This is a genomic window from Paenibacillus sepulcri (assembly GCF_042647105.1).
Classification (GTDB): domain Bacteria; phylum Bacillota; class Bacilli; order Paenibacillales; family Paenibacillaceae; genus Paenibacillus_Z; species Paenibacillus_Z sepulcri.
In genome coordinates, this window is sequence record NZ_JBHRUP010000001.1 from 7,756,184 (window position 1) to 7,780,887 (window position 24,704).

Genomic DNA, 24,704 nt, shown 5'->3' on the forward strand with positions numbered 1-24,704 from the left:
ACCTCCCGATTTATTTTCTGATGTGTTCGAGGCGCCTCACGACTTATTATCCCGCTCTAACCCGCTGCCGGGAATCGTCAACAGATAGAATGGGATCGTCAATATAGCATTTGACATCCCTAATATCCCGAATTCCATCTGCAAAATATCAAATACCGGTAAAAAGGAACAAAAAAGAGGCTAAAAAGCCTCTGAGCCATGCTATAAATTCTTTTGATACTGTCCAGGAGTGACGCCCTCGAACTTCTTGAAAGTACGAATGAAGGTGTTGATATCATGGAATCCCGCCTGCGAGGACACATGCTTGATGGTATGTTGTTGATCCCGAAGCAGAGACTTGGCATGGTCCATTCTCACATGATTGATCGTGTCCAGCAGGCCTTTTCCTGTCTGATCCTTGAACAGCTTTGACAGATAGGTCGGGGTCATCCCGAAGTGTTCGCCAATCATGGAGATATTCAAATTGGCATTCTTGTAATTGTCCGCGATAAAAGCCACGATATCGGAGCTGCGCTGCTCAAGAGCCTGATTGCGGGAGGATTTCTGCTGCTGCTCCCGCTTGGACAGCATATATGCACAAACATCATGGACGACGATCGACAATTGGACCTCCATGTCCTTAATCGATTCGCAGTTCATCAACGCCGTGATTCGGCTTGTGCTATTCAGGAAGCCGTTTTCTTCCACATCGCCGATTTCTCCGATCGTCTTGATCAGTGTGCTGATCAAGTTAAACATCAGGCATTTAATCAAATAAACCGATATCTTGGACTGCTCCATGTTTTTGGAAATGATATCCTGAATGATGTACAGGGCTTTCTCTGCGTCTCCTGCCTTGAGGTGATTAATGAGCTGCTGTTCCACCTGTATCGGATAATAATAGCTCAGTTGGATCTGCTCCTGCTCTTCCCGGTGGAGCTCGTCATAAATGACGAGCTCCCGATTGCCGACTACAATCATATATTCCATGGTGTCGACGGCCTCCCTGTAAGCCTGAGAGATTCCTTCAATGGAATGGGCGATCCCGCTTATCGAAGCGATGGTATGGATGTTGAAATTATCTCTCAGGAACTGCCGCGCTTGTTCAGCCAGCATGCGAATGTCCTCCTGCAGACGCTCGGAGTCGCCCGGAGTGAAATTAATCAGACAAGCCATACTGTCATCAATTTCGCAAACAAATCCCTGATGCTTCTCTCCCGCCAGCTCTTCCACGATGTTGGTCACGATAAATTGCATCAGCTTCGGCTTGTTCAAGCTTGGAATTCCATCCAGATGCTCAATAAATTTCTCATAATCCATATAGAAGAGGATCACGGCAAAATGGTCCGATTGAAAGTGAATATCGAACGCGGCAAGTGATTCATCGAGGGGAAGCTGATTATCCAGCTTGTTCTTGAACATGCGGGCCAAAACATTCGCGCGCAGCATATAGGATTGCTGGGTCATCCTGATTTCAATCCTGCCTTTTTCGTTCAAGGTGTTCGATATGGCATGCTGTATATGCAGGAACTCATTCCCGGCAAGCAGCGGAGACATTTTCTCCTGGATTTTCAGCATCCTCAGCAGCCGCTGGATGGGACTGTAATTCCTGAACAGGAAAACAATCGTGAGAAGCAGCCCGCCGATCACACTGACAAGCATGCCGATATAGGTAATATTCCGCAAATAATCGGCCTTCTTCCAGAACAGGAAGCCTGGCACCACCGTAACATAGACCAGCTCTGAATTTCGGGATTTGATATACATGAATTCGGATCGGTTTCCTTCGTAATCACTGAAGTAAGAACCGGAATCGCCTGTGAGAGCCAGATCCGATAAGTATAAGGGATTGCTGTTTTGCTCCGTAGAAACAAGAACCTGCTTATTCTGATTCAGAACCAATACTTGTCCGCTGCTGAAATCCTGGACATTCCGGATTGTCTGCATCAGCTGCGAGGTGTCAAGCAGTACAACCGCCGCCCCCGGCGAGCTTCCCAATCTGTCGCTGGGGAAGGAATGAATGTAAGCAAGCGTGCTGGCGGAAGGATCTTTATTCTCCATTTTGACGAAACGTCCTGTATTCTTCTCCTGCAGCAGATTCAGCCATATCTCGTAGGATATCTTCTCATTCCCGTGAATGGTCTCATAAGCCAGCTGGCTGGTGCGGTAAACGCCGGGCTGGAATACGAGATCGTTCTCCTTCCAGTAGACATAATAATCTCTGATTGAAGGATAGAGCGACTGGTAAATCGATATTTCTTTGGCGGTTTGGTGCAGGTCATAGAGGTCCGAATCCAGACCTTCCGGTGTTTTGTATAAATTTGAATACATAAATCCCCGGATGCGGACATTCCAGGTAAGCTCTGTTGTCAGGCGCTCTGCGTTTTGGACCTGGTTATCGATAACTTCCCTTACTTCCTTCAATAAAACATTATTCGCCCGATGGATTTCACTCTTCAATGTTTCCTGGGATTCGTAATAAACGAATATACTAATCAAAATAGGCACTGTTAATATGGCCAAATAGGAGAACATCCACGTAAGAATCACGCTTCTTCTTCTCCTGAGAAACCGTTTCCACATTCTCTGCTCACTCCCGTTTTATGCCTTCTTAATATAAACAATTTAATAGTGATTGACAATCGAGAGTGGTACAATCTTTTGTACAGAATCGGCAACACCCACACATCGCCTCTATATCGATTGGTTGAATTCACCTTGTTTGCAGCGGGGCTTTCTTTTTTGGTTTTGGTTTTGGGCCTATAGACATATACTAAACTATATGTTGTTCAAATGGAGGAAGCCGCGTAAATGGGGATAATAATCTTAGTTGTAATCGGACTCTTGTCGGGCTTCTGGCTGTTCCGGAGTAACACGATTCCAGGCGGACGGGGGGAGTTATCTGCGCGCGGAAGGCTTTCCGTCATCATTCCGGCGCGGAATGAAGCAGCGAATTTGCCGCATCTTCTTGATTCACTTCGAAGTCAGACCTGCCTGCCGTACGAGATTATCGTCGTGGATGATTTCTCGCATGACCGCACGAGAGCAATAGCCGAAAGCTATGGGGTAAAGGTCATACGGAACTCCGAGCTGCCGGAGGGATGGACAGGCAAGAACTGGGCTGTCTGGAACGGTTATCAGCAAGCATCAGGCGATCTGATCGCGTTCCTCGACGCGGATATCCGGCTGGAGCCGAAAGCGCTGGAATTCTTATTACATGCAAGGGAGCGGGCAGGCGGCGTTATTTCCGTAGTCCCTTACCACTATACCGTTAAATTTTATGAGAAGCTGGCGATGATTACAAATATTTTGGGCGTCTTTGCTTTTATGTCGCCATTTGAGAATACAAACCCGAGGAAAGGTCTGTACGGCTCCTGCATCCTGACCGCAAGGGAGGATTATGAGAAGATTGGAGGCCATCAGAGCGTGAAGTCCGAGCTGCTGGACGATTTGAATCTGGGAGCCCGGTATGCACAGGCAGGAATTCCCGTCGTCAATTTTATCGGGTCCGGCCTGGTTTCATTCCGGATGTATCCGGGGGGCATTCGGCATGAAATCGAGGGCTTTGCGAAGGGAGCCGCTCTAAGCACATCCGCCCTGAAGGCTGGAACGATCACGTTGACCGCCGTTTGGGTTGCGGGGCTGATCGTTTCGGAGGCAGCCTTGTTCATGTGGCACACATCATGGGGGCTTCCGATGCTGATCGGTTACTTGCTGTACATGCTGCAAATCTTTTACTTCGTCAGACATGTCGGCCGCTTCGGCAAAGTAATGCCGGTGCTTCATGCCGTATCCGGTTTTTTCTTTCTATTCGTCATGCTTTATTCGGTTTACAGGGTTGTCTTCCACGGCAAGGTCGCCTGGAAAGGCAGACACATCAAGGTGGGAAGGAGAATGGATGAATGACCCTATGGTGGACGGCCGTCGCTTTTATATCGGGATCTCTGATGTTCTCCTACTGGCTGGGGCTTGCAGCCCGCAAGAACCTGAAAGAAATAGGCGACGGAAATCCGGGAGCGCTGAACCTGTGGCAGTCTTCGGGCTATCGGCTAGGAGCCGCGGGCGTAGCGCTTGATTTCCTGAAAGGGTATCTGCCCATTGCCCTCCTGATGGGGAGTGCAGCTGTGCAGGGCTTCCGAATTGTTCCCATTGCCGCGGCTCCCATTCTGGGACATGCGTTCTCTCCCTTTCTTAAGGGCAGGGGAGGCAAGGCGATTGCGGTCACCTTTGGCGTTTGGAGCGGCTTGACCGAATTCGAATTCGCTCTGGTCTATGCCATCATCCTGGCTGTACTGCTGATCATAGCCAAAACAGTTAGAAAAGGAAGGCCGACATCCTCGGAGGCCGACAGCTTCCAGGTCGTATCCGGCATGCTGCTGGCTTTCCCCTATTTATATATAAGGGACTTTCCCGCTCCGGTCATGTGGTGCTGGCTGGGTAATTTCCTGCTGCTCGTCTATACGCACAGACGCGAGCTGAGCACGTTCTTCAGAAGGATAAGGAATGAACCGGGAGCCCGTTAGCAGGCAGTGGAAGGAAGGCTGAAATGCTCCCGATTTCACTCGTTAAAACGGTCTTTTGCGTGTATAATGACAAACAGGAAACACCAATATACCAGAAACGGAAGGTGCCCCTTTGGAACAATACGATACTTTATTACAAACCTTACTGCAGCAGGAAGCTGAGCTTGTGTTCTCCGCGTTCACGAATGATACCGCCTACAAGGTTGGGAGCAGGATTATCGAAAAGGCGATAAGGGAAAACAAATCCCTCATTGTCGATATTCGAAAAGACGGCGAGCTGTTATTCTACAGCAGGCTGGACGGCACCTCCTCGAATAATGACAGTTGGGTGTCATGGAAAAACAACGTCGTCCGCCATTTCGGCCACAGCTCGTATTATATGCATGTGTTTCTGAAATCGACCGGATCAACGGTGGAAGCCTCGGGCCTCGACCCGGATGTTTATAAGGCTGAAGGCGGCGCTTTCCCGCTTATTCTGAAGGATGAAGGCATTGTCGGCACCATCTCGGTATCGGGGCTGCCCGGTGACGAGGACCACGGGATGATTACATCTGTGATTAAGGAATTTCTCCTGGAGACTGCGCAATAAAACTTGAAATGCGAAACCAGTCTGACACGTTATTCGTGTTAGGACTGGTTTTTTTAAAAATACCAGAAAGGTTCTATTGATGCACGCCTATCGACGAACGCGTCGGCGGGAAGGATGAGCTCCGTTTGAAAATTTAGTAATTGCTTCCACCGGAAGTCTGAGGTAGGATGAAAAGACTCGTTTTTTATGGAAGGGAGTGAGCGGCATGAAACGCCGGGCTAACAGGATGACTGATATTATAAAGGTGAACCTTAACTGAATAATGCGGGCAGAACTGATTGAGTCTGCTCTCGTATAAGGATAGCGCTGCTGATGATACAGACCGCAGGCTTTGCCCTTGCGGTTTTTTTGCGCGCAAAAATTGCAAAACCCGGGAAAGACGATTTTGTTGGTAAAATGATGAGGAGCTGTGTATATTGCTGAAGTTGAAATATCTTTTCGATAATGTGAATGCAGCGGAAATGCTGTTGAAAAATTGGGAATTCGACCGCGAATCTACGGATATGTTCAAGTATTACCGGATATCTTCAAATGCCATTTATCCTTTCTCATGGGAAGGCAAGACCCGGCTCTTAAGATTTGCTCCAGAAACGGAGAAGGATAAAGGCAATATTCGGGCTGAGCTTGCGTTCATTGCTTACCTGAAGGCCAACAGCTATGGCGTTCTGGAGGCGGTTGCCTCCAGAAATGGAGAGGAGCTGGTAGAGGCAAGCACTCCATGGGGTGTGTTTTATGCTTCCGTATTCAAGCGTGTAGCTGGCGTGCAGCTGAACAGGACCGATTTCAGAGACGATATTATTATCAGCCATGGCCAGGCATTGGGACAATTGCACCAGCTCTCCAGTCAATATGTGCCTGACGGGCATAAGAGATGGTCCTACCTTGATGTGCTAGATTGGATTGAGGAAATTCTATCGGATTTCCCGCACGAGACAGCAGCTCTTGCGGAAACAAGGCTGCTGCGGAATTATTTTGCTATTATTCCCGTAACAGATCGGAATTATGGGCTTATTCATTATGATTTTGAATACGATAATGTATTTTATGATGAAGCGACGAAGTCCTGCAATGTCATCGATTTTGATGATGCGATGTACCATTGGTATGCGATGGATATTGAGCAGGCGCTTGATAGTCTGCGGGACTATACTCCGGTTGAAGGTTTTGAGCATGCGAAAAAATGCTTCATGGACGGATACCGCACCAAATTCGATATCTCCCCGGACATGGAGTCCTTGATGCCGGCTTGCAGACGTTTTGCCAACTTATATGGATATGCGCGCATTCTAAGATCCGTTGCGGAGAAGTGGGAGAACGAGCCGGAATGGCTGATCCAGTTGAGAGAGAGACTGGCAGCGTCGATGGATAATGAATCGATTCAATTTGGATTGAAGATGTAAAGGAAGCACGCTTCGGTCGCATTTCTAAACAAGGGGCTGTTCAAAAAGTCATTTACATGGCTTTTTGGACAGCCCCATTTTAATCCGGAAATAAAAGCATTTTCATTCATTCCGGGGAAGCATATTCAAATCAGGCTCTCATACCGCCGTCGACCCGCAGCACAACGCCGGTCACATAGGAAGCGTTATCGCTCAGCAGCCAAGCCGCAGCTTGCGCGATCTCATCCGGTTCGGCTGCGCGGCGAAGCGGAGTAAGGTCGTTAAGACGATTGATGACATCGGGCTCCTGGGAGGCCCATCGGCGGATCATTTCCGTCATTGTGGTGCCTGGCGCAATAGCGTTTATCCGGATTCCCTCCGGACCATACTCGATAGCAGCCGACTCGGTCAGACTGTTTACCGCCCGTTTAGCGGCTCCATAGGCTGCCATTCTGGGATTTCCTCCAAAGCTTCCGACACTGCTGTTATTGACGATAGCCCCTTTGCCGGAGGTGGCGCGAATGGCTTTGATCTCGGCCACCATGGACAACCAGATGCCCTTATAGTTTGTATCGGTAACAAGATCGAAATCCTCTTCCTTCACATCGGCCATAAGTGACCGGCCGATTGAGATTCCGGCATTGTTGAAGGCGATATCAAGGCGGTCATGGCGTTCTACAGTCGTCTGTATCGCCCGCTCAATGCTCTGTGCATCCGCCAAATCGGCCACGACATAGTCGGCGTTCCCGCCTGCTGCCGTAATCTCATCCACGACTTCCCGCAGCTGGGACTCTGTCCTTGCCACAAGCGTCACAGTCGCGCCTTCTTGAGCAAACAACCTGGCTGCGGCTGCTCCGATTCCCCGGCCTGCGCCGGTTACCAGCGCATTCTTGCCTGCCAGCAAAGGTTTCGCGGTACGAATATCGTTTGAATGAACTGTTGACATGTGTATTCTCCTTTTGTTTCGTATTTTTGCGCCGGGCCACATGTTTATGATTTCTCGTGATCCGGGCTGCTGCCCTCACGCAAGAACGGCAAACATGTAAGAGCGTCAATCACCGCATCGCGAACAAGTGCCGACAGGAGCTCGGCGTCCTGCTGCTGCTTGTCGCTGCAAATCAGTATTGTCGTCCCGTACAAGCTGGCCCAGAGCGCGCGAACGGCAATATCTGCATGAAGCGAGGGCTGCAGCTGGCCCATTTGCTCGAGACGTTCCATTGCTCTGTGCAGCAGCGCAAATGATTTCTCCGCCGCTGAGGGAAGACTTTCTCTATTCGCTGAAGGGAACATCAGCTTATACAGGACGGGGTTGCTGCGGCCGAAGTCGACATGCAAATCCCAGCCTCTGCGCAGGTCCTCGACCAGATTGCCGGTAGAGTTTTTGTTCAGTTTCTCAGCCAAATAACGGTCGAACGCGTCAGCAACTGTCGCATCGATAAGGCCCTGCTTATCGCCGAAATGATGGTACAGGGTAGGCGCTGTAACCCCGGCAGCCTCGCAAACCGCTCTCATCGACAGCTCCGGTCCGGACTCCTTCAGTAATGCTGCGCTTACCCGGATTAATTTTTGCCTTGTATCCATAGCGCCTCCTCTAATTAAGCGATCATTGAACATGCAGTATAACGTCGTTATAGTGCTGGAGAGGAGTATAACACTGTTATAGTGAGAACGCAAGCAGGCTATTACGGTCTGGATCCTGCACGGGTACAGCAAAGAGGCTCCCCGGACAAGAAATGTCCGTGAGGGAGCCTCTTTGTATATCCGCCCGATACGCCGCACATTAAACACAGCGGTGAATCGTAAGTAAGAAATTACTGCTGCCGCTTCGTAAAAATCTGAAAGGTGATGCCGAATTTGTCCGTTACCATCCCATATGCAGGGCTAAAATAGATCTCCTGCAGCGGCATGATCACATGACCTTCCTGCTGCAGGGAACCGTAAACCTGTTTTGCCTGATCCTTGTCTTCCGTCGTCAAACAAATGGTAATCTGATTCCCGCCCCCAGGCAACAGGCCCGGCAGAAGGTCAGCGACATAAAAGTCCGTTTCTCCGACCTTCAGGACTGAATGGGCGATGCGTTTCTTTTCGTCCTCCGAATACGGGGAATCAGGGTTATCCGGTCCTTCGCCAACTGTTTGCTTGAACAGGACTTTGGCATTCAACGTTTGTGCATAATATTGAATGGCTTCCTCAGCATTTCCGTCCATCATCAAATAAGGCATTAGTGCCATTGTCATGATTAAACAGCTCCTTAAAATTATTGGTTCATTTATTCAATCCTGCGCTGCTCGCTGGCTCGGCTGAACCTATTTTCATTGTAGCCGTTAATAGTGACAGGGCTTGTCATCAATATAAAATATTCGCAAGAACATGATGCCCAAGTCCAAAGAAAATTATCGCGGTGTTGACATTCAGCAGCCGATCGTATATTTTCAATGTAGACCGATCTTCATAATTGGAGGAAGAATGAATCCATGGATAAATCCGCACGCGAACGTTTTATCGAAGCGACAACGCGTTTGATTGAAATGCACGGCTATCACGGCACAGGGCTGAATCAAATTATTAAGGAAGGCGGCGCTCCAAGGGGATCCCTGTATCATCATTTTCCTAATGGCAAAGAAGAGCTTGTATCCGAAGCCATCGATAAGCTTGGGCAGGGAGTTGCCGAACAAACGCGAAGAATCCTCAATAACGCCGACTCACTCACTGAGGGTGTTTATGCCATCTTTCTTTTTCTGGCCAAAAAGTTTGATGATTCCGATTGTGTGATTGCCGGGTCCATTGCATCCGTAGCGTTGGAAACCTCCCATATCAGCGAAAAATTACGGGAAACGTGCAAAAGGACTTATGATTCATGGAAATCTGCATATGAGGATATGCTGCTGGAACATGGATTTTCCGCATCCCGTGCTGCGCAAATCTCTACGTTTATTACAGCCTCGATCGACGGAGCGATCATATTATGCCGCATTAACCGGAGCTCGGAGCCGCTTATGCAGATTGCGCGGGAAATAAGAATCCTTCTCGAACATACACGGGACGTGGAGTAAACATAAAGCTTGGGAAAAGATGATTGCAGATGCATTCATTTTTGCAATAATTATGTAGATCGGTCTATTTAAAAAAGAAACTGCAATCGATAGGAGATGAACGCAATGAATATGGGATTAAAGGACAAAACAGTGGTGGTGACAGGAGGTTCCAAAGGAATCGGCAAGGCAGCAGCGAAGCAGTTTGCAGCGGAACAGGCCCATGTTATCATCACATACGCTCATGATCATAAAGCAGCGTCGCAGACAGTTGAAGAATTGCGGGCGCAGGGACTTTCCTGCCAGGCTGTAATTTTAAAGCTGGATAACAGCGAAAGCATCGAGAAGGCGATAGAAGGTGTGGGAGAAGAGTTTGGCGGAATCGATGTATTGGTCAATAACGCGGTTTTCTGGGGAGGAGCGGCACCGAAATTTCAACCGTTTGAGCATACGGTAACAGATAGCTGGTTCTCGGTAATCGAGCAGAATCTGAAAGGGACCTACCTCGTGACTAAAGCGGTTCTCCCTTATATGAGAAACAGGGGATGGGGCAGACTTGTCCATGTCTCGTCAAATCTAGCCGAGGATGGCATGGCGGGCGGAACCGCGTATACAGCCAGTAAATCCGCACTGCTTGGCTTCAGCAAATCATTATCGCTTGAGCTTGCTGAGGAGGGGATTTTTTCGAATGTGGTGATGCCGGGCTTTACTTTAACGGAAACGAATTCTTCGGTTTTTCCTGAGGAGGTTTTGAACAAACATGCGCAGACCATTCCTGCCAAACGCTTGGGCAAGCCGGAGGATGCTGCTAATCTCATTGTTTACCTCGGCTCAAAAGCCAATAGCTACGCAACCGGAGAAGCAATACGCGTAACCGGAGGGCGATGAGCAAGCAATAGTCATTCTTGTTCCAAGTTGACTATTAAGTATGTAAAGTACTGCTGTAAGAGGCCCGTTCAGGCCAATTGTCCCTGGTTTTATTTATCCCTTGGATGAATGGGCTGCTGTTGCATGAAGGATCATTTTTGTCAAATTTTCATTATTCCATATCGATCCGGCAAGCTAAATACAAAATTTGCATGTTCAGGCTGGACGCCAGCCGGTATCCTCTGCTAAGATTGAATTATATTATAGAATCGAGTTTTATAATATAGTACACAAGCAAAGGCTGATCATTGTGCCCATCATTCAGGCTCTGGACCGTGCATTGAAAATTATCGATTTGTTTGACGATCAGAACAAGGAATTGAAAATCACCGAAATCAGCGAACTGATCAACCTGCACAAAAGTACCGTTCATTCTCTGCTCAAGACCTTGAAGCTGCATGATTATATCGACCAGGATGAGGAATCGGGCAAATACCGGCTGGGTATGAGGCTTGTAGAGAAGGGGCAGCTGGTGCTGCAGGGTCTGGATATTCGCGGAACGGCAAGGCCGCATCTGAGCAGACTGTCGGAGCTGACGGGGCAAACCGCCCATCTGGTCGTGCTGGACAGAGCGGAAGGGGTTTATATCGACAAGGTGGAAGGCGAGAAAGCGGTGATTCGTTATTCCCGGATCGGACGCAGAGTTCCGCTTCACAGCAGCGCAGTCGGCAAAGTTCTTGCGGCCTTCCAGCCGCCGGGCATGCTGGCCAAACTGATGAAGGGATATTCCTTCAACCGGCATACGCCTCTCACGATCGTGGATGAGGAAGCTTTCATGGCGGAAATCGCCAAGGTGAAGGAGGAAGGGATCGGGTACGACCGCGAAGAGAACGAGCCGGGCGTACGCTGCGCCGCAGTTCCGGTATTCGACCACAGCGGCCACGCTGTTGCATCTGTAAGCATCTCCACGCTTGTATCTCATGTTGATGAGGCGAAGCTGTCGGAATTCGTCACCCTTTTGCTGGAAGAAGCCAGGCAGATCTCGGTTCAGCTGGGTTACCGCTCCTGGGCATCCCATGTGTAGGAGCATCTTGCGGGGTTGGAAGAGATTTATGATAGCCGGTATCTTTTCTGAAAACGCTTCATATGATTCTTGAGACTTTTGACGGTTGTTTGGCTTGCGATTCGATTCATGGGAATTCATTGGCGAAGTCATCCGGCGGAACTGTTTTCCCTATACTATAGAATCGAGTTTTATAATATCAAACAAAGGAGCTGGATGTATGAGAGTGATCCGTTTTATGAAAGATGGAGTTCCGGCACTTGCCGCTGTGACAGACGAGAATAAAGTGTACCCTTTGCCGGACCCTGATTTTATGGCATTGGTGCGCCGGGCGGACCGGGAGGGGGAAGGGGTATCCGAAGCGGTAAACCGGAATATTGCGGGAGCTTCGCCGCTGAATGTGGAATTCGCCTCTCTGCAGCTGATTGTGCCGATCGAGGCTCCTGAGGTATGGGCAGCCGGCGTCACTTACGAGCGGAGCAAGGAAGCGCGCAATTATGAAGCGACGGGCGGGCGGATGGATGCGTCAACGTTCTACGATAAAGTGTATGACGCGGAGCGGCCGGAGCTGTTTATGAAGTCGACGGCCGCGCGGACAGTAGGGCCGGGGGACAATGTATGCCTGCGGAGCGACTCTTCCTGGCAGGTGCCTGAGCCTGAGCTTGCTCTTGTGCTGGACAGCGGCGGACGGATTGTCGGGTATACGGCCGGCAACGATATGAGCTGCCGCGACATCGAAGGCGAGAACCCGCTTTATTTGCCGCAGGCGAAAATATGGCGCCAATCCTGTTCCATCGGCCCGGCGATACGTCTTGTTGAAACGCTGCCGGATCCCTATAATCTGACCCTTACATGCCGGATTTACCGGGATGGGGCCAAAGTCGTCGAGGAATCGGCAAGCACGGGCCAACTGAAGCGCAGGCTTGATGAGCTTGTTGGATATTTGGCCAAGGACAATGTGCTGTTCGACGGGACCGTTCTGCTGACGGGCACTTGCATCGTCCCGCCCAACCAGTTTACGCTGGCTGCCGGCGACAGGATCGAAATTGAGATTACAGGCATCGGCACGCTTGTGAATACGGCAATCGCCGCATCTTAATACGTTATCCTAAATGATCTTCATACATTTATCCTAAAACAATAATTCGAGGAGATGGATACGATGAGCTCCAATCAAGACGCAAAGAATATTGGCAATTATATTAACGGACAATGGAAACCGTCTGTCGGCGGCGGAAGTCAAGCCAGCATTAATCCTGCACGGAAGAGCGAAGTCGTCGGATATGTGCCGGATTCGCAGAACGCGGATCTGAATGAAGCTGTGGAAGCGGCCCAAGCAGCCAAGCGGCCATGGAGGAAGCTCGCAGGATCACAGCGCGGAGCTCTGCTGTTCAAAGCCGCGGATATTATGGAGAGCCGCCTTGACGAGATCGGGGAGACGATGTCGCGGGAGATGGGCAAGACGTTCCCCGAGGCGAAAGGCGAGACGGCGCGCGGCGTGGCGATTCTCCGCTATTACGCCGGAGAGGGAATGCGGAAGATCGGCGACGTCATTCCTTCGACCGACGCGGATGCATTCATGTTCACGACACGCATGCCGCTCGGAGTCGTGGGCGTTATCTCGCCGTGGAACTTCCCGGTGGCTATTCCCGTCTGGAAGATCGCTCCGGCTCTGATCTACGGCAATTCGGTCGTATGGAAGCCTGCAACCGAGACGGCGGTGACTGCTTCGAAGATCGCGGAATGCTTCCATGACGCGGGATTTCCTGCGGGTGTGCTGAATATGGTCGTCGGCAGCGGAAGCACGATCGGGCAGGGCATTGCCAGCCATCCCGGCATCCACGGCCTAACGTTCACCGGGTCCAACGAAGTCGGCAAGCAGGTCGGCCAATCCGCATTGAAGAGAGGCGCCAAATATCAGCTGGAGATGGGCGGTAAGAATCCGATCATCATTGCCGCGGATGCCGATCTCGATCTGGCTGTGGAAGCGACGATCAGCGGCGGGCTTCGCTCCACCGGGCAGAAATGTACGGCGACAAGCCGTGTGATTGTGGTTCGTGACGTGTACGAAACCTTCAAGGAGAAGCTGCTGGAGAAGGTCAAATCGCTCAAGGTCGGGGACGGCATGGATGCTTCCACATGGCTTGGACCATGCGCGAACGAGAAGCAGCTCGAAACTGTTCTTTCCTATATCAAGAAGGGCAAGGAAGAGGGAGCTGTGCTGCTGTACGGCGGAGACCGCCCGGATGAAGCCGGACTGGCGGACGGCTTCTATGTCACTCCGGCCGTATTTGACCGGGTGACCAGCCGGATGGCGATCGCCCAGGAAGAAATCTTCGGTCCTGTGCTGACTCTTATCGAAGCGGCTGATTTCGAGTCTGCGGTTGACCTTGCGAATGATACGGACTTTGGGCTCAGCGCTTCCATTTATACACGGGATATCGGCAACATCCTGAACTTCGTCCAGGAGATGGACGCGGGGCTTGTCCGGGTCAATGCCGAGACGGCTGGCGTGGAGCTGCAGGCACCGTTCGGCGGCATGAAGCAGTCGAGCTCGCATTCCAGAGAGCAGGGGCAGGCGGCAATTGAATTTTTCACCTCGATCAAGACGGTGTTCATCAAGCCGTAATAAGGCCATAGGGGGAATGAAGGATGGCTGTGGATTCAAACTTTGAACATATCATGGGCGATCAGAAGCAGCATTTTCGCGTGCAGACTCACGCTCCGGGACCGGCAGGCTCGCTTCCGCTGACCCCTGAGCTGCTCCGGGAATCGCCGAGCGGCGATCTGTTCGGCTGGACGCAAAATGTCGGGATGGGCTGGAGCCCGTCCCGGCTTCTCGGCAAGCAGGTGCTGATACTCGGCACGCAGGGCGGTATCCGCAATGAAGACGGGACGCCGGCGGCGCTTGGCTATCATACCGGACATTGGGAGGTCGGCCTCTTGATGAAGGAGGCCGCGGATGAAATTACCGCCGCTGGCGGCATTCCGTTCGCGGGCTATGTCAGCGATCCCTGCGACGGGCGCTCCCAGGGAACGAGCGGCATGTTCGACTCGCTGCCGTACCGCAACGATGCGGCAATCGTCATGCGGCGGCTGATTCGCTCGCTGCCGACAAGATCAGCGGTGGTCGGCGTCGCCACCTGCGACAAGGGACTGCCGGCGTCGATGATTGCCTTGGCCGGGATGCGCGGGCTCCCGGTTGTCGTGGTGCCCGGCGGCGTGACGCTGCCGCCGGAGAATGGCGAGGATGCCGGCAAAATCCAGACGATCGGCGCCCGTTATTCGAACGGGGAGCTGTCGCTGGCGGAAGCGGCCGATCTTGGCTGCAGGGCATGCGCCACACCAGGCGGCGGCTGCCAGTTTCTCGGCACGGCCGGAACGGCCCAGGTCGTTGCCGAGGCGCTCGGCTTGACCGTACCGCATGCGGCGCTTGCCCCATCCGGGCAGCCGGTCTGGCTGGAGATGGCCCGCCAGTCGGCGCGGGCCGCGCTTCATCTCGCGGAGGCGGGGCTGACCTCCGCAGCGATATTGACGGATGCCGCCATCCGCAACGCGATGGTCGTGCACGCTGCGTTCGGCGGCTCGACGAACCTGCTGCTGCACATTCCGGCAATCGCCCATGCCGCAGGGCTCCGGGTGCCGACCGCAGAAGACTGGGCGGAGGTGAACCGTGCCGTGCCGCGCCTCGTGAGCGTACTGCCCAACGGGCCGGAATACCATCCGACCGTCATGGTGTTTCTGGCAGGCGGAGTGCCCGAGGTTATGCTGCATCTGCGCAAGCTCGGACTGCTGGATGAGCAGGTGCTCACGGTTACGGGACAGACGCTCGGCGCGGTGCTCGACTGGTGGGAAGCATCGGAGAGGCGCGCCGGGATGAGGCGCTACCTGCTCGAGTCGGAGGGAATCGACCCCGACACCGTCATTTATACCCCAGAGCGGGCGCGCGCTGCCGGCATGATGTCGACGGTGACATTCCCGACCGGCAACATCGCTCCGGAAGGCTCCGTAATCAAGTCTGCGGCGATCGATCCGTCTGTGGTGGACGGCAGCGGCGTCTTCCGGCATATCGGAAGAGCCAAGGTATTCACGACGGAACGGGCGGCCATCCGGGCGATCAAGACGGGCGGCATTGAAGCCGGAGACGTGATGGCGCTGATCGGACGGGGCCCGCTGGGAACGGGTATGGAAGAGACCTACCAGCTGACCTCGGCGCTGAAGCATCTTTCCTACGGGAATCAGGTGTCGCTGCTGACGGATGCCCGTTTCTCCGGCGTATCCACCGGCGCATGCATCGGCCACATCGGTCCCGAGGCGCTGGCGGGCGGTCCGGTCGGCAAATTGAGAGATGGCGACTGGATCGATATCCGGGTTGATTTGCAAAATCTTGAGGCGTCCATTCATATGGTTGGCAGCGCCGAAAATCCCGGAACGCCCGAACAGGGGGCAGCCGAGCTTGCCTCCAGAACCCCGCATCCCGGGCTTGCGGAGGACCCGGATCTGCCGGACGATACCCGGCTGTGGGCGGCGCTTCAGTCTGTCAGCGGAGGAACCTGGCGAGGCTGCGTATACGATACGGAGCTCATACTGCGTACACTGGAGGCCGGCAAGCGGGCGTTGGCCGCTGAAGAACCGGCGCTATAACCGTCTGCCAGGCTTTTTTCCCCCGCCGTCAGAGATTTTCAACAGCGGAATGCACGCATGATCATTTTTTGGTAAAGCAAATCCAAATTGTTTACTGAGGATGAGGGTGTATGAAAGCAATCTATGAAAATCAAAGCAGCTACGAATTAATTCCTTTGAATGCCATCAAAATGCAAAATTTAAATTTTCTGGCGCACTGGCATGTCGATGTCGAATTTATGCTGGTTCTGGAAGGCACGCTTCAAGTGGGAATCGATACGGAGAGACGGACTCTGCACGCAGGGGATATCGCCATTTGCGGCAGCAACAGCATGCATTATTATACTTCTGAAAGCGCTAACTCCGTCATTCTGATCAAATTCTTACCCGACAGCATCGATAAACAGGGGACCTGGCAAAAAAATATGTTATGCCCGTTTATCGAGAAAAAGTCCATTTTGCAAACGGGAGACCAGGGTCAGAAGCTGTACGATGAGATCGCGGCGCTCTTTCATTGTCTCTATAATGAAGTGACGCGGCAGGAGGATTACTACAAGCTTTATATCCAGGGGAAGTTTCTGGAGCTGTGCGGCCTTTTTCTCAGGCATCTTCCCAGGCAGGAAGGCGATCGGAAATTGGAGAATAGCTCTCCCAGCATTCAGCTGATCAAGGATTCACTCCTGTTTATCGAAGAAAACTACATGAACCATATATCGCTGGATGAAATCGCCGGTAAAATGAACGTCAGTCCGTATTATTATTCGCGGATATTCAATAAGGTTATGGGAATGAATCTCAAAACCTATCAGAACATACTCAGGATCAATAAAGCGAAGGACATGATTATCAGCGACGAAATGCCGATTGCCGAAATTGCGTATGAGTGCGGCTTCAACAGCGTCAGAACCTTCAACCGTTTTTTTCGGCTGGCCAAGGGATACACACCTTCCCATCTGCGCAAAACCTTATATCATTAACCGGGCGCCGACCTCCATATCCGAAAGCTTGAACAGCTTCCTCTGCCATGCCGGATATGGAGTTTTTGTGCTTTTTACGTTCCTGATACAGCAAATTATGTCCATAATCAAACAAGGTCTGGCGAGTAATCATGCCTGACTTCTTTATAATTAACACATAAGGGAGAATACGTTTCTTAATCAAAGCAATTATGGATAAGACAAGGGGTTGAGCTGATGATTCGCATAGCTGTAATCGGAGTGGGCGGAATTGCCGAGACACATTTGAAGGCCTATATATCGCTTGGCGACCGCTGTGAAATTGTTGCTTTAAGCGACATCTATCCTCAAAAAGCGCAGGCGCTTGGAGAAAAGTACGGCCTTGTTTGCAGAGTTGAGAGCGATTACAAGGAGCTGCTGAAAAGCCCGGATATCGACATGGTTTCAATCTGCACGCCGCCGTATACCCATGCCGACATTACGATAGATGCGCTGGAAGCCGGCAAGCATGTTCTGGTGGAGAAGCCAATGGCTTCGTCGCTGGAGGAATGCGACCGGATGCTTGAGGCGGCCCGGAAATCCGGGAAGATTCTGTCTGTCGTCGGCCAGAACCGCTTCAATGATTCCATACAGAAGCTGAAGCAGGTGCTGGATTCGGGAATGCTGGGCAAGGTCGTGCATGCGCAGATCGAATCGTATTGGTGGAGAGGTTACGTCTATTACGATCTATGGTGGAGAGGGACGTGGGAGAAGGAAGGCGGCGGCTGCACACTCAACCATGCGGTCCATCACATCGACATGTTCCAGTGGATGATGGGGATGCCGGAGAAGGTACAGGCCGTCATGAGCAATACCTCCCATGACAATGCAGAGGTGGAGGATCTGTCGATCGCCATCCTCACCTATCCCAACGGGGCACTGGGACAAATCACCAGCTCCGTCGTGCATCACGGACAGGAGCAGCAGCTGATTTTCCAGACGGAGAAGGCCCGGGTGTCGGCGCCGTGGAAGCTGTATGCCTCGTTGTCGAAGGAGAACGGATTCCCGGTGAGAAACGAAGAGCTCGAGCAGCAGATCGAACAGTTCTACCAGGCGATACCGGAGCTTGCTTACAGAGGTCACGCAGGACAGATCGACAACATCTTTACGGCAATCGGGAACGGGACGCATGAAGTGCTGGTTGACGGGCATGAAGGCCGGAAAACGCTGGAGCTGATTACGGCGATTTATCAGGCGGCATCGACAGGCCAGACGGTTTCCCTGCCGCTTGGTCCGGACAGCCTGTTCTATACAAGAGAAGGCATTCTGGCCAGTGCGCCGCATTATTATGAGAAGAAAAATTCAGTAACCGGGTTCGCGCAGAATGCGATCACACTCGGCAGCGATTATACCAAATCAGGCGATGGCCGCGCATAACGGAACCAATCGATGAGACAAGGAGGGACTTTACAAATGAATTCAGTGAATGGCACGACCGAATCCGGACTTGAATACCGGTTTGTACTGAGTGGCGCGGAGCTTGCGATTCAGCCGACTGTATTGGAAATTCCTCTGGAAGAGAACGATTATGAGAAGCTGCTGCAATGGCAGGGTGAAGGAGGAGCGTTCTCAGCCGTTGCAAGCGCAGGCGGCTTCTCGCTCCCCTGTCAGCTGTCAGGCTTCGGCCTCGACGGAAATACGGAGACGCTCACGCCGCGCCGCTCTCTTTTTGTATTGGTGCAGAATGTCCCGGATGCGGGAACAGACGGGCATCTCTTCCAGCTTGAACGGCATGAGGAGCCGGATGACGCGGATGAGCCCCTATCCAGGAAACAAGGCGTCTATCTGGACCATCAGCCGGAGAATGCCAGGGTCGTGGTGCGGATCGAAGGCAAATTATTTACGCGGTATCTGTATTCCCGGGATATGATGAAGCCTTATTTCTACCCGATGATCGGACCACATGCGAAGACGCTGATTCAGGACGCTCCCGACGATCATCTGCATCATCATGGCTTGTGGTGGGGCCATGACCAGGTGAACGGCCACCAGGCCTACCATGAATTTGCCAAGGAAGGCAGGCAATCCCACAGCCGTTTCCTGCATCTGACGGGAGGGCCGGTATTCGGTCAGCTGTCAGTCTGCATTGACTGGCTGTCCAATAAAGGCGAGCGGCTGCTGCAGGAGGTCAGGACGATGCGCATCTTCAATCTTCCGCCGGAGCAGCGGTATGTCGATGTGCACAGCGAGCTCCTTGCAACCGACGGTACGGTCGTATTCGGGCCGACCAAGGAGGGCGGATTTCCTTTCATCCGTGTCAATGAGCAAATGTGCGCCTTCCTGTCGGGTACGATAACTTCCTCGACCGGCAAGAAAGGCGAAGGGGAGATTTTCGGCACCGAGGCGGATTGGGTGGATTACAGCGGCAGCATTCTCAATGTCTCCTGGAATAACGGCATACCGGACAAAGGATTTTTCAACGGTGGAATCGCCATAATGGTCCACCCGGATTACCGGGCATTCTCTACCAAATGGTTTGTGCGGGATGCGGGTGCGTTCACATCTTCGAACTTTCATTTCTGGGGCGGCCACACCCTTCCATCGGGTGATTCGCTCGGATTCCGGCAGCGTATCTATCTGCATCTGGGAGATGTGGAGGCAGGCAAAGTGAAGGATCGCTACCGGGAGTACGCCAACCCGGAAGTGCCGGATTGGTGCTAGTCAAGGGAGACAAACCATTTTATAGTAACGGCACAGCGCATGTTATTGACTATCAAGTATGGAGCACTGCAAGACGAGGAGGAATTGACTTGGGAATCATCAATAAAGATGCCGTATGCCAAATTGCGCTGGTCGTGAAGGATATCGAGCGGACAGCCGCCAACTATGCCGAGCTGTTCGGCATAGAGGTGCCGCAAATTTTCAGCACGCTGCCGGAGGAAGAATCGCACACGCAGTATAGAGGCAACCCGACCAAGACCCGCGCTAAATTGGCCGTCATTGATTTGGGTCAAATCGTGCTGGAGCTGACCGAGCCTGACGATGAACCAAGCTCCTGGAAGGAATTCCTGGAGACGAACGGCGAAGGGGTGCACCATATCGGGTTTACGGTCAGCGACCGGGTGAAGGTCATCGAATATTTTGCCAGCAAGGGCGTCCCGATCAGACACTACGGCGAATACCCGGGAGGCAACTATACGTTTATGGACAGCGTGAAGGAGCTTGGCGTCATTCTCAATATCAAGCCCGGCGCGCAATCATAAGACCATTGACGGGCAAGCGTCTGAAAGTTTTTGGATTCACCGGATTCTGGAGCTTATTAATCATCTAATCTTGAATATAACCAATAAAGGAGACTGAGCTTATTATGGGAAATCCACTTATCGGAACAAACACGGTGACACAAATCGGCATTCTGGTGCATGATATCGAGAAGACGGCAGCGGCCTATTCCAAATTTCTGGGAATCGAACCCCGTTTCGTTACAACAGGGACGTATGAGGAAGCGCAGACGGAGTACTTGGGCAAACCGTCACAGGCCCGATCGAGGCTTTGTTTTTTCAAGGTGGGTCCATCGCTTGAGCTTGAGCTGATTCAGCCGGATCTTGAGCCGAGCACGTGGAGGAACGACCTGGATCAGAACGGGGAAGGCGTTCATCATATTGCTTTTGTGGTGGAAGGAATGAAGGAAAAGATACTTGTGCTGGAGAGAAATAATATGCCGCTTCTGCAAAAAGGCGAGTATACCGGGGGCAGATATGCATATATCGATGCCAATGAGGATTTGAAAGTCGTGCTGGAGCTGCTGGAAAACGACAAGTAAGGTCTTTTTCAAAATATAAGAAAGTTAAAATTCCTCTATACTTTGCTTCTGTTTCTGAGGGAAGAAACTAACTTTGCCGCCATAGGACGGCGAAGCCGTTTCTTCTTGTTGATCGCATATATCGGCATGGAAGAGGGGGGAATCCGTCATGGAGAAGAGAAGATACGGCAATACGGACATGGACGTAAGCGTGCTCGGATTCGGCGGCGGCGAGATCGGCGGGCTGGGCGGTCCTGAGCGGGGATCGCCTGGAGCAACCGTCGAACAGGTGGGGAAGCTGTTGGGCATCGCGCTCGATTCGGGCTTGAACGTGATCGATACGGCGGAATGCTACAATAACAGCGAAGAGCTTATTGGCAGCGCGGTGTCGCACAGGCGCCAGGAATATTACTTGTTTACAAAATGCGGCCACAGCAGCGGCTTCGACCTCCCGCATTGGGACCCGAAGCTGCTGGAGCTGAGCATTGACCGGAGCCTGCGGCGTCTGCGGACAGACTACATCGATTTGCTCCATCTGCATACCTGTTCGGAGGAGCTGCTGCGCAGCGGTGAAGTAATCGAAGTGCTGCAGCGGGCAAAAGCGAAAGGGAAAATCAGGTATATGGGCTACAGCGGAGACCAGGATGCCGCGCTGTACGCCGTAAAGTGCGGCGCATTTGACTCGCTCATGACCTCGGTCAATGTCGCAGATCAGGAAGCGGTCCAGCTGACCATTCCGGAAGCGTTGAAACGAGGTCTCGGCGTTACCGCCAAAAGGCCGATTGCCAATGCCGTATGGAAATTCGCCAATCAGCCGGATAATCCGTATCTTCACGCCTACTGGGAGCGGATGCGGCAGTTGAACTATGACTTTCTCGAAGCGGATGAGCAGGAATCCATTGGAGCCGCGCTTCGGTTCACGCTGTCTGTACCCGGCGTTCATACCGCTATTGTCGGTACCGTCAATCCTGCACGGTGGGCTGTGAATGCAGCTCTTGCCAGTCGGGGGGATTTGCCGGAGAATCAGTTCCAGTCTATTCGCAGCAAGTGGGAGGAGACAGCGGTTGGCGCCGGCTGGCGCGGATTGGAGTGAAATAAGCGAAGGCAAGCAGCATATCGGAATTGTACGATGAGATATAAAATGCCGGGCAGGACGAAGAGCGCGCATCCGCGAGCTTCCGTCCTGCCCGGCATTTTCGGCTATAGTACCGGTAAAAAGGACAATATCGGGTTCATCGATCGTGACAGAAATCCTGATAGCAGCTGCCTGCTAGCCGGATAGCTTATCCGCGGCGTTAAGGCCCATTTTTTTCAGCAATTCGGTCAACTGATGTTTTTCCTCATCTGTCAAGACCGAGAACACGTTGGCAATTGAATCTGTATGTCTGGGAAAAATATCATCGAATAGAGACTGCCCGGCATCCGTCAGCTTGGCGATGATGACTCTTCGGTCACACGGACTTGGCTCTCTGCGGATGAGGCCTTTTTTCTCAAGCTTATCGACAACGTAAGTTACACTGCCGCTTGGAATTGCGAACTTCTCGCCTATTTTTTGAATGGGATGAGGGCCTTTATTATAAAGAAATTCCAGTATTTGAAACGTATCGAGATCAAGACCATAGTTGTTGACGTCAGACTTTATTAATTCGAACAAGGATTTTGATGAATTCATCAATACCCGAAGCAACCGCAGGTCAAGCTCAGTTTGCTTACCGCTTTGATTCATTTCGTACACCGCCTCTGCCAGGAGCTAAAGGGGCAAATTAAGCTTCGATTAGCCGAATAAAGCACCCCAATTTAAAAATAATACCACAAGTGCGAGAATGAGCAAAATAATAGGCATTCCTGTTTTGGACGCAGGATCCTTAACACGCAGATGGGTAATAATTGCTCCGATCATCGTGACGGTCAGTACCAATCCGCCTATCGCAGCGATCTGATCGTACCAGATGCCGATAATCATGAGCGCCGCGCCTGCAACCTCAACCAGCCCCGTAAATACGCGGAATCCGGACGACAGCTGATAGCGTGCGAATTCATCCACCATTTGCTTCGAACCAAATTTCATAAAACCAAACATGAGAAAACCCAATGCCAGAACGATCTGCAGTACGATTGAGAAAATATCCATAATTAATAACTCTCCTTCATTTCGGTAATTTTATTTTAAATATGTTTATTTATAATAATATTAGTGTAAAAGGCAGAAGTCAATTGTTTTATTTTGAAGGGATGGCACAGGAATCCGATGACAGGTATGGAATACATTTTAAAACCTGCATGTGATAAAATACAGGAAATTAGATCCGCCATTCATGATTTCAACGGAAGAACGCATGATTGAACACTGATTTGACACCTCATTTGCAAATTAGCGCTCCAAGGAGGAATCCTATGAATACAGCCAATAAAATTACGATTGCCAGAATATTATTAATTCCTGTTTTTATCTTGTTTTTTCCCCTGTATCCGGATTGGCTTGCCCAAAAAGCGGATTTCATACAGCATATTGATTCCTATGGGTTATATTATGCTTCAGCCGTATTTATACTCGCCTCGGCAACGGATAAGCTGGATGGGCATATTGCCAGAAAATATAATCAGATCACCAACCTCGGTAAGCTATTGGATCCTTTGGCGGACAAGCTGCTCATCTCGGCTGCTTTGATTCTGATGGTAAGCCAGCATCTGGTTTATTCCTGGATTGCGTTTGCGATTATAGCCCGGGAGATTATAATTAACGGAATCCGGATTGTGGCCTCCTCCCGGAAGATCGCTCTGCAGGCGGATCAATACGGGAAAATAAAGATGGTATTTCAAGTCGCAGCCATTGCAGCTGTATTGTTGAATAACCGCCCATTCAGCTTTTTCACAGACATTCCCATAGACCAGATCCTTATGTACGCCGCGTTAATCCTTACCCTGTATTCGGGCTATAACTATATCAAAAATAATTATCGCATTCTGGAATAAACAGATGATTAGCTGCAGGCTCCAATAAATGCGGAATAAGGAGACCCAATGAAAGATATCTCCGGCATCATCAGTGATCTCATTAAAAAGGGTGTGATAGATAACTCTCTCTATGCAGCCAACAGTGTGGCTGGAACAACGGATGGGCTTGTTTATATGCTCACAGCAAATAAGATAACTAAATATGTGTTGAAGCTTGATCTTCCACAGCAAATCATCCCGGTTGAACAATTATTCCAAACATACCGGAGCAGCCCGCTTCTGCCCAAACTTCTCTACACCGATCCTGCAAAAGACTATATTGTCTATACCTATATCGAGGGTACGACGCATTATGAAAGAGGAGCAAAATTAAACTGGCTGACAATATTAATCAACGGTCTACTTAATCATTATGAGAACAATCTGCAAACGAAAGAATGGGGCTTCTGGCTGGAGGATCCTTGTCAGACCTGGCGGGATTTTATAGATAAAGGCGTGGAATATGCCCGGACTGCTGTTGGAAACCTGTTGCCGGTTGAGGATTATGATCAAGTGAAGGCTTTGGTTGGTAATATTGCGGAAGGTGAGGATGGACACCGGTTCCTGCTTCACGGTGATTGTGGCGTGCATAATTTCGTGTTTCATAGGAATGCATTGGCTGGAGTTATCGATCCATCCCCGATTGCCGGACCTGTTATCTATGATTTTATTTATGCTTTTTGCTCCTCGCCGGACGATTTGAACCTGGAGACTCTGCTGCCTGCATTCGAGCTGCTAAATCATAGACAAATAGAAAGATCGGGCCTTATTGAAGAGGTGATTATCCAGCTTTATTGCCGCATCGGAGTCTGTTTGAAACACCATCCGCATGACCTGAAGGAGTACCTGAAAGCATGGGATTACTGGAAAGCCCTTGCGCCTGAAAACTAGTCTGAATGCGTTCACACTAACCTTTAG

24 protein-coding genes are annotated in these 24,704 nt (G+C 51.2%); 18 read left to right on the forward strand and 6 right to left on the reverse strand.

Annotation, left to right across the window (positions count from 1 at the left end):
* Positions 1-201: 201 nt before the first annotated feature.
* Entirely contained in the window at positions 202-2,529 is a 2,328-nt protein-coding gene (locus tag ACFOLF_RS33615; RefSeq protein WP_210043855.1) for a helix-turn-helix domain-containing protein, read from the reverse strand.
* A 261-nt stretch (positions 2,530-2,790) separates the two neighbouring features.
* On the opposite strand from ACFOLF_RS33615, the gene ACFOLF_RS33620 reads away from it, so the two are divergent.
* From ACFOLF_RS33620 to ACFOLF_RS33635, 4 genes are all read left to right on the forward strand, one after another.
* Complete coding sequence (locus ACFOLF_RS33620) at positions 2,791-3,885, forward strand: glycosyltransferase (protein ID WP_210043854.1); 1,095 nt, start codon at positions 2,791-2,793, stop codon at positions 3,883-3,885.
* The gene (locus ACFOLF_RS33625) at positions 3,882-4,502 is read left to right on the forward strand and encodes a glycerol-3-phosphate acyltransferase (RefSeq protein ID WP_210043853.1); all 621 of its coding nucleotides are present in this window, start codon (positions 3,882-3,884) and stop codon (positions 4,500-4,502) included. Before ACFOLF_RS33620 ends, ACFOLF_RS33625 begins: the two co-directional genes overlap by 4 nt.
* 112 nt (positions 4,503-4,614) lie before the next feature.
* Positions 4,615-5,091, forward strand: coding sequence for a heme-degrading domain-containing protein (locus ACFOLF_RS33630; RefSeq protein WP_210043852.1), 477 nt, complete (start codon positions 4,615-4,617; stop codon positions 5,089-5,091).
* 416 nt (positions 5,092-5,507) lie between these two features.
* Positions 5,508-6,491, forward strand: a complete 984-nt coding sequence (locus ACFOLF_RS33635) for a phosphotransferase enzyme family protein (RefSeq protein WP_210043851.1) — start codon at positions 5,508-5,510, stop codon at positions 6,489-6,491.
* Between the two features lie 130 nt (positions 6,492-6,621).
* Here ACFOLF_RS33635 and ACFOLF_RS33640 read toward each other — a convergent pair whose 3' ends face one another.
* The 3 genes from ACFOLF_RS33640 to ACFOLF_RS33650 form a co-directional block, all read right to left on the reverse strand.
* A complete protein-coding gene (locus tag ACFOLF_RS33640) occupies positions 6,622-7,416 on the reverse strand; it encodes an SDR family NAD(P)-dependent oxidoreductase (RefSeq protein WP_210043850.1) in 795 nt (264 codons plus the stop codon).
* A 44-nt stretch (positions 7,417-7,460) separates the two neighbouring features.
* Positions 7,461-8,051, reverse strand: a complete 591-nt coding sequence (locus ACFOLF_RS33645) for a TetR/AcrR family transcriptional regulator (protein ID WP_210043849.1) — start codon at positions 8,049-8,051, stop codon at positions 7,461-7,463.
* A gap of 230 nt (positions 8,052-8,281) precedes the next feature.
* Complete coding sequence (locus ACFOLF_RS33650; protein WP_210043848.1) at positions 8,282-8,707, reverse strand: VOC family protein; 426 nt, start codon at positions 8,705-8,707, stop codon at positions 8,282-8,284.
* 237 nt (positions 8,708-8,944) lie between these two features.
* Here ACFOLF_RS33650 and ACFOLF_RS33655 point away from each other — a divergent pair, with 237 nt between their 5' ends.
* The 12 genes from ACFOLF_RS33655 to ACFOLF_RS33710 all read left to right on the forward strand — a co-directional run bounded on the left by ACFOLF_RS33655 (position 8,945) and on the right by ACFOLF_RS33710 (position 21,885).
* Positions 8,945-9,523: a TetR/AcrR family transcriptional regulator gene (locus ACFOLF_RS33655; protein WP_210043847.1), complete on the forward strand. Its 579-nt coding sequence runs from the start codon at positions 8,945-8,947 to the stop codon at positions 9,521-9,523.
* Positions 9,524-9,628: 105 nt separating this feature from the next.
* Positions 9,629-10,390 (forward strand): SDR family NAD(P)-dependent oxidoreductase, encoded by a 762-nt coding sequence (locus tag ACFOLF_RS33660; RefSeq protein WP_210043846.1) that lies wholly within the window; start codon positions 9,629-9,631, stop codon positions 10,388-10,390.
* A gap of 289 nt (positions 10,391-10,679) precedes the next feature.
* The gene (locus tag ACFOLF_RS33665; protein ID WP_210043845.1) at positions 10,680-11,453 is read left to right on the forward strand and encodes an IclR family transcriptional regulator; all 774 of its coding nucleotides are present in this window, start codon (positions 10,680-10,682) and stop codon (positions 11,451-11,453) included.
* Between the two features lie 199 nt (positions 11,454-11,652).
* Entirely contained in the window at positions 11,653-12,531 is an 879-nt protein-coding gene (locus tag ACFOLF_RS33670; protein WP_210043844.1) for a fumarylacetoacetate hydrolase family protein, read from the forward strand.
* A 63-nt stretch (positions 12,532-12,594) separates the two neighbouring features.
* Positions 12,595-14,061, forward strand: coding sequence for an alpha-ketoglutaric semialdehyde dehydrogenase GucD (gucD, locus tag ACFOLF_RS33675; RefSeq protein ID WP_210043843.1), 1,467 nt, complete (start codon positions 12,595-12,597; stop codon positions 14,059-14,061).
* 23 nt (positions 14,062-14,084) lie between these two features.
* Positions 14,085-16,076 (forward strand): YjhG/YagF family D-xylonate dehydratase, encoded by a 1,992-nt coding sequence (locus ACFOLF_RS33680; protein WP_379112662.1) that lies wholly within the window; start codon positions 14,085-14,087, stop codon positions 16,074-16,076.
* Positions 16,077-16,186: 110 nt separating this feature from the next.
* Positions 16,187-17,032, forward strand: coding sequence for an AraC family transcriptional regulator (locus ACFOLF_RS33685; protein ID WP_210043842.1), 846 nt, complete (start codon positions 16,187-16,189; stop codon positions 17,030-17,032).
* A 216-nt stretch (positions 17,033-17,248) separates the two neighbouring features.
* The gene (locus tag ACFOLF_RS33690) at positions 17,249-18,427 is read left to right on the forward strand and encodes a Gfo/Idh/MocA family protein (RefSeq protein WP_210043841.1); all 1,179 of its coding nucleotides are present in this window, start codon (positions 17,249-17,251) and stop codon (positions 18,425-18,427) included.
* Between the two features lie 36 nt (positions 18,428-18,463).
* Entirely contained in the window at positions 18,464-19,711 is a 1,248-nt protein-coding gene (locus ACFOLF_RS33695) for a DUF6807 domain-containing protein (RefSeq protein WP_210043840.1), read from the forward strand.
* Positions 19,712-19,800: 89 nt separating this feature from the next.
* Complete coding sequence (locus ACFOLF_RS33700) at positions 19,801-20,253, forward strand: VOC family protein (protein ID WP_210043839.1); 453 nt, start codon at positions 19,801-19,803, stop codon at positions 20,251-20,253.
* 104 nt (positions 20,254-20,357) lie between these two features.
* Positions 20,358-20,813: a VOC family protein gene (locus tag ACFOLF_RS33705; protein WP_210043838.1), complete on the forward strand. Its 456-nt coding sequence runs from the start codon at positions 20,358-20,360 to the stop codon at positions 20,811-20,813.
* 148 nt (positions 20,814-20,961) lie between these two features.
* Positions 20,962-21,885, forward strand: coding sequence for an aldo/keto reductase (locus ACFOLF_RS33710; RefSeq protein WP_210043837.1), 924 nt, complete (start codon positions 20,962-20,964; stop codon positions 21,883-21,885).
* A gap of 177 nt (positions 21,886-22,062) precedes the next feature.
* Here ACFOLF_RS33710 and ACFOLF_RS33715 read toward each other — a convergent pair whose 3' ends face one another.
* Both ACFOLF_RS33715 and ACFOLF_RS33720 read right to left on the reverse strand, forming a co-directional pair.
* Positions 22,063-22,518 (reverse strand): MarR family winged helix-turn-helix transcriptional regulator, encoded by a 456-nt coding sequence (locus tag ACFOLF_RS33715; protein WP_210043836.1) that lies wholly within the window; start codon positions 22,516-22,518, stop codon positions 22,063-22,065.
* Positions 22,519-22,566: 48 nt separating this feature from the next.
* Complete coding sequence (locus ACFOLF_RS33720; protein WP_210043835.1) at positions 22,567-22,923, reverse strand: DoxX family protein; 357 nt, start codon at positions 22,921-22,923, stop codon at positions 22,567-22,569.
* A 263-nt stretch (positions 22,924-23,186) separates the two neighbouring features.
* Here ACFOLF_RS33720 and pgsA point away from each other — a divergent pair, with 263 nt between their 5' ends.
* Both pgsA and ACFOLF_RS33730 read left to right on the forward strand, forming a co-directional pair.
* Positions 23,187-23,765 (forward strand): CDP-diacylglycerol--glycerol-3-phosphate 3-phosphatidyltransferase, encoded by a 579-nt coding sequence (pgsA, locus tag ACFOLF_RS33725; protein ID WP_210043834.1) that lies wholly within the window; start codon positions 23,187-23,189, stop codon positions 23,763-23,765.
* 48 nt (positions 23,766-23,813) lie between these two features.
* On the forward strand, positions 23,814-24,677 hold the full coding sequence (locus ACFOLF_RS33730) for a phosphotransferase (RefSeq protein WP_210043833.1): 864 nt from the start codon (positions 23,814-23,816) through the stop codon (positions 24,675-24,677).
* Positions 24,678-24,704: the final 27 nt, after the last annotated feature.